Source organism: Phormidium sp. FACHB-592 (genome assembly GCF_014695795.1).
In the GTDB taxonomy this organism is placed as follows: domain Bacteria; phylum Cyanobacteriota; class Cyanobacteriia; order Leptolyngbyales; family Leptolyngbyaceae; genus Stenomitos.
The window spans coordinates 54778-62494 of the sequence record NZ_JACJOZ010000068.1 but is presented as its reverse complement, the minus strand read 5'-3'; the positions used below and the strand labels follow the sequence as shown (position 1 = coordinate 62494).

Genomic DNA, 7717 nt, shown 5'->3' with positions numbered 1-7717 from the left:
CAGAGCACTCCGACAGCTTCAAGATTTGAACCACATCATTGAGCCGGAGCACAGAAACAGCAAGCGGCTTGTCAAACCAAGGATGGGATGCAAGTCATTCAACCGTGCGAGGAGCACGTTGAGTGGGATTGAAGCCATGAAGATGATGCGGAAAGGACAAGTGAACGAAAGCAGCCAAGGGAACGGTGTGTCTCAAGCGAAGTTCGTCGGAGAAAGCTGCGGGGGGCCGCTTAAGACAATACGACTAGTACAGTCCGTTTGCCACTTTAATAAGTTTGCGACAGAACCCATCTGCAACCATCGCTCAGACACACCTGTCACCCGCACGATTGCCGCTAATGCCAAGCGTTCCAGCAGCAATTTGTCAACCAAGTCACGTGTAGTTTGAGGAATCGGCTGATTGGCAGGGTCTTCAACAAATTGCCGACCACAATCCTGGCATTTGAAGCAGTATGGATGTTACCGTTCTTGACCACTCCCACCGAGGAGCAGATGGGGCCCTGAGGCATAGCGTTTGCTTGAAAATAAGGATGGAGTCAAGGTGGCATCATTACTTCTACATGACTACCCCGGTTTCGTGTAAGAGGCGATCGCCTCTGCATGAATTGCACTTCTCACAGGCGGTCACTACGTTGTCCCAGGTATGGGTTCCACCTTTCGAGCGGGGAATGACGTGATCCAGCGTTAGGTACTTGGTACTGCCGCAGTACTGACAGGTGGGCTATCGCGGCGAAAGGCTTCCCGACGATTCACTGGAGGAACTTTCCAATGCCGCTCTGGATTACCGCTAGTCAAACGAATGTGAACTGGGATTTGTAGTACGACACTGGGAGAGCGTACTTCCCATTGCTGGGTGCTGCTAGGCTCCAGAGTCTCTGCCTGTCCAGTAACCAGAGCATGATCGCCTGTTTAAGGTTGATCCGTGCCAGGGGCAAGTATGCAGGTCACGAGTATCCGACTGGAACCAGAACTGTAAGAGCGATTGCAGGAAATTTCTGGGGAACAAGGCTATCAAACCCTGATTCGAGATGTACTGTGGCAGTTTGTAGAACGACAGGCGAGACCGGACGAGTTACCGCATGATGGAAATCGGCAATTATCCCAAAAGGAGAGCGGCTCCGCACTGCTCTTCTGTTCCTCGATGTTTTCCATATCAGATTTTTGAGCGACGTTTAGGGCAGTTGCCTAGCAAGACCAGCGATGCGCCCTTACGGGTCAACTGATCCGCCCACAACAACCTATGTGGTTGGGATTGACAATCACTGGAGCTATGGTTGCTCTGAACTTTAGAATGACTGGTTAGTTGAGAGTAAGGCGAGCACCAAGCCGCTGATAGAGCGTGATGGTTGGTCTCTTGCTGTCTCAGGCTTCGCTGTCAAGGCAGAACTGGATCAACCATTTAACAAAGGATCGGTATGAGGTGTAGCTGATGGACTAGATAAAATGAGGAAGTGCCTAGAGATCAGCGTGTGCTCTTAACCTGGAATGATGCGACTGTCACTTTCAGCACCTGCTCGTCCTCATAAATTTAAACGGATCATGGTAAGTACCTCTCGTCGTTCGCTCAACGGTCCGCCTCAAACATCGATCTGGCAGCGTCGCCTTTGGGGGTTGCGTTTTCTCTTTCAACCGCTTGAAACAATCGAGGCACGCTGTAAAGCGTATGGGGATGATTACCGTGTCTCTCAGCCCGATGCAAAACCGCCTTTGGTTTACTTCAGCAGTCCTCAGGCGTTGGAAGCCATCTTCACTGCCAAGCCAGAGCAGCTAAGCGCGGGACAAGGCAATCAAATCTTGAAAGAACTCATTGGAGAACATGGGCTTGTCCTGCTGGAAGGAGCCGCACACCAGCAGCAGCGACAACTTTTGATGCCGCCCTTTCATGGCGATCGTATGCGTTCCTATGCCCAAGTGATTGGGCATATCACAGCCGAAGTCACCAGTTCCTGGAAGGTCGGCACAGTCTTTGCAGTGCGCCCAGCGATGCAGTCCCTTTCCCTTCAGGTGATTTTGCGGGCGGTGTTCGGGCTAGAGGAAGGACAACGGTATGAGCAGTTGCGCCAGACCATGAGCCGGATGCTAGATGGATTTGGTTCGCCACTCGGTGCAATGTTTCTGTTTTACCCGTTCTTGCAGAAGGAGTGGGGCTGGAGCCCCTGGGGGGAATTTTTGCAACGGCGACAGCAAGTCGATGCGCTGCTCTATGCCGAAATTCGTGATCGCTGCAACCAACCCAACAGCGGACGAACAGACATTCTGGCACTACTAATAGCAGCCCGTGATCCTGAAGGGCACCCGATGAGTGCTGTGGAGTTACGGGATGAACTGATTACTCTGCTGTTTGCTGGACATGAAACTACTGCCTCTGCCTTAGCCTGGGCACTGTACTGGCTTGTCTCCCTGCCAGATGTGCAAACCAAACTACTGGCAGAAATTAATGCGCTGGGTGCTGATGCTGACCCAATGGCGATCGCTCGCTTACCCTACCTACAAGCCGTGTGTCAGGAGACGCTGAGGCTGTATCCCATCGCGCTTAGTGCTTTTCCGCGCCTTGTTAAACAGCCGATCAACATTGCAGGCTACCCGTTAGAACCGGGAACGGTGATTATGCCATCCATCTATCTAGCGCATCATCGTGAGTCCGTTTATCCAGAACCGAAGCAATTTAGACCCGAACGGTTTTTAGAGCGGCAGTATTCACCCTACGAGTATTTACCCTTTGGTGGCGGCGATCGTCGCTGTATTGGAGCCGCTTTTGCCCTCTTTGAAATGAAGCTGGTGCTGTATGGGATCATGTCTAATTTTGAGCTGTCACTGGTTAATTCCAGGCCGGTGCGCCCGGTCCGTCGCGGTATCACTGTTTCTCCCTCTGATCACCTCAGTCTGAAAGTGACAGGTATGCGGCATGACAATAGAGCGTGAAATTGGAGGGAGCGTTGCGAAGCAGTTCCTCCTTGGGGTAAACGCTGTTGTCTTGGAGCCGCATCTGCCCTGTTTGGGATGAAGCTTCTTCTGTCTCAGCACAATTTAAGGCTAGTTGGCAGGCTCCAGTAGATCCGGTTTGACAGAGAGTGATGATCAAGACCAAAGGGAGCCAATCACTTCGTGATGCAGTAAAGCCTTTGCAGGCTGTGTGATGGAGGTAAACCGAGTGAGTGGGATGATGATGTCGTACCGAGAGGGCGGTCGTTAAGATTAAGGTACGTGTCACCGTCCTCCACTATTCACTGCTTTCTCAGCGATGCCGCAGCCTTGCAAACTTTGCCATCGAGCAATGCCTGCTCTTACCGAACACCACCTGATTCCCCGTCAAAAGACGAAACGCAAAGGTCTTGACCCCAGTCCAACGATTCAAATTTGCTCTGCCTGCCACCGACAAATCCACACACTCTATGACAACTCTCACCTGGCACTACACCTGAATACTCTGGAGAAGCTAAAGCAAGACTCACAGCTACAAAAATTTCTGTCCTGGGTTTACAAGCAAGATCCCAATAAGCGGGTGAAAATGGATCACAAACGCTGAACCGGGGCTGAAGCCGTTAAGATCAGTTCTAGATTGGCAATCTGTCGCGGGTGCACTGAAGTTGTGAGTTTTGCTGCTCCAGTGCACCCAATTGTTGTTTAGAACCAGCGCTGGGACGAAGCAAGATGGCTCAGCAATTGCCCTAGTTCATTCATCATGTTGTTGGTCGCTTGCTGTCGCTTAAGGGGATTGTGGCGATCGCTCTGGGCAGTTCAAGGGCAAGAGGCAACCATACACTCAAATCAGATGTGGATTTAGGGCTTTATTACTAGAACCCACCTAATCTCCTTGCTCTCAAGCACCTCTCCTCTGAACTGGACGACAGCTATCGTATTGATACTTACTGACTAGAGGGAGAAAGCAAATGATTACTGTTCATCACTTAGATAATTCTCGTTCCCAGCGTATCCTGTGGCTACTGGAAGAACTGGGTTTAGAGTATGACATCAAGTACTACAAACGTGACCCCAAAACACTGCTAGCACCTATATCGTTGCGGCAGGTACATCCTCTAGGCAAGTCGCCTGTGATCACCGATGGAACGCTCACATTAGCGGAATCTGGAGCCATCGTTGACTACCTAGTAGAGCAATACGGTGAGGGGCGATTAGCACCTCCACCCGGTACACTAGAGCGATTGCGCTATACGTACTGGCTGCATTATGCCGAAGGCTCAGCAATGCCACCTTTGCTACTCAAGCTAGTCTTTGACCGCATTGAACAGCAACCGATGCCGTTCTTTGCCAAACCGATCGCGCAAATGATCACACGTCGTACCAAAGAGGCATTTATTACACCTCAAATCACCCAGCATTTGAATTATCTCGAATTAGAACTAGGAAAAACTCTCTGGTTTGCTGGCAATGAATTTACGGCGGCTGATATTCAGATGAGCTTTCCTATTGAGGCAGCAGTGGCGCGGGGTGGGTTAAATAACAATCGTCCCCGGTTGATGGAATTTTGCGATCGCATTCATTCTCACCCAGCGTACAAACGAGCGTTAGAGCGTGGTGGCGTATATCAACTGTAAATTAGTTGTATTAATTCATTGCCGTCAACTGGAGTTTGCGAGCCGATGCGAATTGAACCCTATAGTGCTGACCAGCTCGATGCCGTCATTCGTCTTTCGCTTCAAGCTTGGACTCCGGTCTTTGAATCGATTCAGAATGTGATGGATCTTGACGTTTACCGAGAACTCTATCCTAGCGATTGGCGTGTAAGCCAGCAACAGGCGGTTGAAACAGTCTGTACTGCTGAGGATACCCATGTATAGGTGGCGATGGATGCTGACTCGATTACAGGCTTTGTGGCTGTAAAACTCGATGCAGAGACTTACATGGGTGAAATCTACATGGTGGCGGTCGATCCAGCTTTTCAAGGTTGTGGTATTGGTAGTGCTTTGACTCAATTCGCACTTGACTGGATGAAAAAAGCTGGAATGTCGATTGCAATGGTCGAAACTGGTGGTGATCCAGGTCATGCGCCCGCCCGACATACCTATGAAAAACTCGGTTTCAGACTATTACCGATCGCCCGCTATTTCAAGAAGCTATAAGATGCAGGCTGATTACGCTTGGCTTTAAATCATTTTGTCAGCCACCACTGTAGATCAAACGATGGAAACTTCGATCGCTCCCAGTTGGAGAAATCGCTCCATCATCGTTTCTAAACGTTACGTCAAGTCATTGCTTGCCAAAGCAGTGCTTTTTGCTCCATTATTTTGACAAATTTATCTTTGCCATCCATATAGCCTTCAATATCGTGAGAATACTGCTTTGCTAGCTGCCGTTTCAATTTACTGTATTGTTGAGCATCATTAGGATGGGCAATCATGTAGTCACGAAAAGCTAAATGGCGAATGATTTCAAACGAGCCCAATTCATACGTGTGAGCATTGTGGGTTCTAACCTCAGGTGAACGATTTTTCCGAAAGTAGCGCCGACCAGCAAGCCCAAATTCGCCCATTGCTTCGTATCCAATTGCTGCCATTGCCCCGTTCTGTTCATCAGTTGTGGTAATGCTTTTGACTTCAATTAAAAAATCAATGATAGGTTTGGCGTAAATGCCTGGAATTGCAGTGCTGCCTATGTGATGGATGGCAACGATGTTTTCTCCCATCACCCATGCGAGCTGCCTAGACTCTTTCTGAAACTCTTCTTGCCATGCAGGATCAGGCGGGACAACTTCTACTTTCATAGTTTCGTCAATTCAACGAAAATATTATCCTAACCTTAGGGCTGACTAGGCAGGATAAGTAAGCCATCTATAGCGATCCTATCTGAATTGTGAGAAATAATTCCACTGGAATCCTTTCTCACAAAGCTTCTCAATCTCACAACTGATTTAGAACTGCTATATTTTGGCTTGAGAAATGTTGGAGTTTTCCATGACCCGAAATCACCCAAAAGAGCAGCAATGATAGTTCCCTTAACACTCCAGCAGTTACCTGGACTCAATCGGTCACCGCACCTAAACTACTTGTAGAAACTAATCTGGCATATTTTGCCAGGACGCCTCGTGTATAACGCGGTACTGGTGGTTTCCAGGTAACACGACGCTGTTCGAGTTCCGTCTCCGACACGTGTAGGTGGAGCGATCGCCCCGGAGCATCAATAGTAATTTTGTCACCTTCCTGCACCAACGCGATCGTTCCACCGACAAAGGCCTCCGGTGCAATGTGACCAACAACCATGCCATACGTCCCACCCGAAAAACGCCCATCGGTAATCAGTCCAACGGCGTCACCTAGACCCGCACCAATAATTGCTGAAGTTGGAGCCAACATTTCTCGCATTCCGGGTCCCCCTTTGGGTCCTTCATAGCGAATCACAAGGATATCGCCTGCACTGATCTTGCCTGCAAGAATGGCGGCTAAACAGTCTTCCTCAGATTCAAATACTCGTGCTGGTCCTGTCATTTGGGGCTTTTTAACGCCCGTAATTTTCGCAACGGCTCCTTCTGTTGCCAGATTACCTTTAAGAATGACCAGGTGTCCTTGAGCATAGATGGGATTACTCCAGGGACGAATGACATCCTGGTTGGCAGGGGGTGCTTCGGGAATGTCTTTCAGACGTTCTGCGATCGTGTCTCCTGTAATCGTTAAGCAATCACCATGCAATAAACCGTGTGTCAGCAGCATTTTCATCACTTGGGGCATTCCACCAGCGGCATGGAGATCAGTCGTCACATAACGCCCTGATGGTTTGAGGTCACACAGCACCGGCACTCGCTCGCGAATGGTTTCAAAATCATCAATCGTAAACGGTACTTCAGCAGTATGGGCGATCGCTAAAAAATGCAATACTGCATTGGTCGAGCCACCTACTGCCATTACAACTGAAATGGCATTCTCGATCGATTTTCGCGTAATAATGTCTCGCGGCAAAATCTGTTTGCGAATCGCTTCGACTAAAACTTTCCCCGCCAGTGCTGTGTTTTCTGCCTTCTCTAGATCGATCGTGGACATCGTAGACGAATACATCAAACTCATGCCCATCGCCTCGAAGGCTGTTGCCATCGTATTTGCCGTGAACATTCCGCCGCAAGAACCCGCGCCCGGACAGGCATTGCGTTCGACCGCATACAGCATCGCCTCATCAATTCTGCCTGCGCTGTACTGTCCAACGGCTTCAAAAGAACTCACTAAAGTTAAATCTTGCCCGTTTAGGTGCCCTGGTTTAATCGTGCCACCGTAGACAAAAATTGCTGGAATATTCATTCGTGCCATCGCAATCATCGCACCGGGCATATTTTTATCACAACCGCCGATCGCCAGCACCCCATCCATACTTTGAGCATTGCAAGCCGTTTCGATCGAGTCTGCAATCACATCACGGGAGACCAGCGAGTATTTCATCCCCTCTGTGCCCATCGAAATACCATCGCTAACGGTGATTGTGCCAAACAATTGAGGCATTCCACCCGCTGCTCGAATGCCTGCTTCGGCTTCTGTGGCTAAGGGTGCAATGCCCATGTTGCAAGGGGTGATGGTACTGTGAGCACTGGCAATTCCCACAATGGGTTTAGTGAAGTCGGCATCTTTGAAACCAACGGCACGGAGAAGTGCGCGGTTGGGCGATCGTTGCAAACCCTGTGTAATTTTCTGGCTTCTCAAATTCTTTGACATCTTTTCGCTCCCTTTGAAGGCTCATGCTTGATTATTCTTGGAGTATAGGAAGCGTTTTTAGGTAT

General features: G+C 49.5%; 8 protein-coding genes and 1 pseudogene. 5 read left to right on the top strand and 4 right to left on the bottom strand.

All coding sequences use genetic code 11. From position 1 onward, the window contains the following. Nucleotides 1–291: 291 nt before the first annotated feature. Nucleotides 292–509: pseudogene (locus H6F86_RS32345) on the bottom strand (IS1 family transposase); the annotation flags it as partial. A gap of 47 nt (nucleotides 510–556) precedes the next feature. Continuing rightward, on the bottom strand, nucleotides 557–670 hold the full coding sequence (locus H6F86_RS33190; protein WP_347240590.1) for an HNH endonuclease: 114 nt from the start codon (nucleotides 668–670) through the stop codon (nucleotides 557–559). An 869-nt stretch (nucleotides 671–1539) separates the two neighbouring features. Between H6F86_RS33190 and H6F86_RS17555 the strand changes: the two genes are divergently transcribed. The 5 genes from H6F86_RS17555 to H6F86_RS31615 all read left to right on the top strand — a co-directional run bounded on the left by H6F86_RS17555 (nucleotide 1540) and on the right by H6F86_RS31615 (nucleotide 5081). Continuing rightward, on the top strand, nucleotides 1540–2922 hold the full coding sequence (locus tag H6F86_RS17555; protein WP_190450023.1) for a cytochrome P450: 1383 nt from the start codon (nucleotides 1540–1542) through the stop codon (nucleotides 2920–2922). A 319-nt stretch (nucleotides 2923–3241) separates the two neighbouring features. Further along, entirely contained in the window at nucleotides 3242–3526 is a 285-nt protein-coding gene (locus H6F86_RS17550; RefSeq protein ID WP_190450022.1) for an HNH endonuclease, read from the top strand. A 364-nt stretch (nucleotides 3527–3890) separates the two neighbouring features. Further along, nucleotides 3891–4556 (top strand): glutathione S-transferase, encoded by a 666-nt coding sequence (locus H6F86_RS17545; RefSeq protein WP_190450021.1) that lies wholly within the window; start codon nucleotides 3891–3893, stop codon nucleotides 4554–4556. 45 nt (nucleotides 4557–4601) lie between these two features. Beyond that, complete coding sequence (locus H6F86_RS31620; RefSeq protein WP_199305350.1) at nucleotides 4602–4799, top strand: hypothetical protein; 198 nt, start codon at nucleotides 4602–4604, stop codon at nucleotides 4797–4799. A gap of 6 nt (nucleotides 4800–4805) precedes the next feature. Continuing rightward, on the top strand, nucleotides 4806–5081 hold the full coding sequence (locus H6F86_RS31615; RefSeq protein ID WP_199305349.1) for a GNAT family N-acetyltransferase: 276 nt from the start codon (nucleotides 4806–4808) through the stop codon (nucleotides 5079–5081). A gap of 122 nt (nucleotides 5082–5203) precedes the next feature. Here H6F86_RS31615 and H6F86_RS17535 read toward each other — a convergent pair whose 3' ends face one another. Both H6F86_RS17535 and ilvD read right to left on the bottom strand, forming a co-directional pair. Then, nucleotides 5204–5722, bottom strand: a complete 519-nt coding sequence (locus H6F86_RS17535) for a GrpB family protein (protein ID WP_190450020.1) — start codon at nucleotides 5720–5722, stop codon at nucleotides 5204–5206. A gap of 256 nt (nucleotides 5723–5978) precedes the next feature. Beyond that, on the bottom strand, nucleotides 5979–7652 hold the full coding sequence (gene ilvD, locus H6F86_RS17530; protein ID WP_190450019.1) for a dihydroxy-acid dehydratase: 1674 nt from the start codon (nucleotides 7650–7652) through the stop codon (nucleotides 5979–5981). Nucleotides 7653–7717: the final 65 nt, after the last annotated feature.

Excerpts from the sequence above, each read along its gene's own strand:
- H6F86_RS31620 (WP_199305350.1), top strand. The coding sequence starts at position 4,602 with ATGCGAATTGAACCCTATAGTGCTGACCAGCTCGATGCCGTCATTCGT.
- H6F86_RS17535 (WP_190450020.1), bottom strand. The coding sequence starts at position 5,722 with ATGAAAGTAGAAGTTGTCCCGCCTGATCCTGCATGGCAAGAAGAGTTT.
- H6F86_RS31615 (WP_199305349.1), top strand. The coding sequence starts at position 4,806 with ATGGATGCTGACTCGATTACAGGCTTTGTGGCTGTAAAACTCGATGCA.
- H6F86_RS17555 (WP_190450023.1), top strand. The coding sequence starts at position 1,540 with ATGGTAAGTACCTCTCGTCGTTCGCTCAACGGTCCGCCTCAAACATCG.
- ilvD (WP_190450019.1), bottom strand. The coding sequence starts at position 7,652 with ATGTCAAAGAATTTGAGAAGCCAGAAAATTACACAGGGTTTGCAACGA.
- H6F86_RS17550 (WP_190450022.1), top strand. The coding sequence starts at position 3,242 with ATGCCGCAGCCTTGCAAACTTTGCCATCGAGCAATGCCTGCTCTTACC.
- H6F86_RS17545 (WP_190450021.1), top strand. The coding sequence starts at position 3,891 with ATGATTACTGTTCATCACTTAGATAATTCTCGTTCCCAGCGTATCCTG.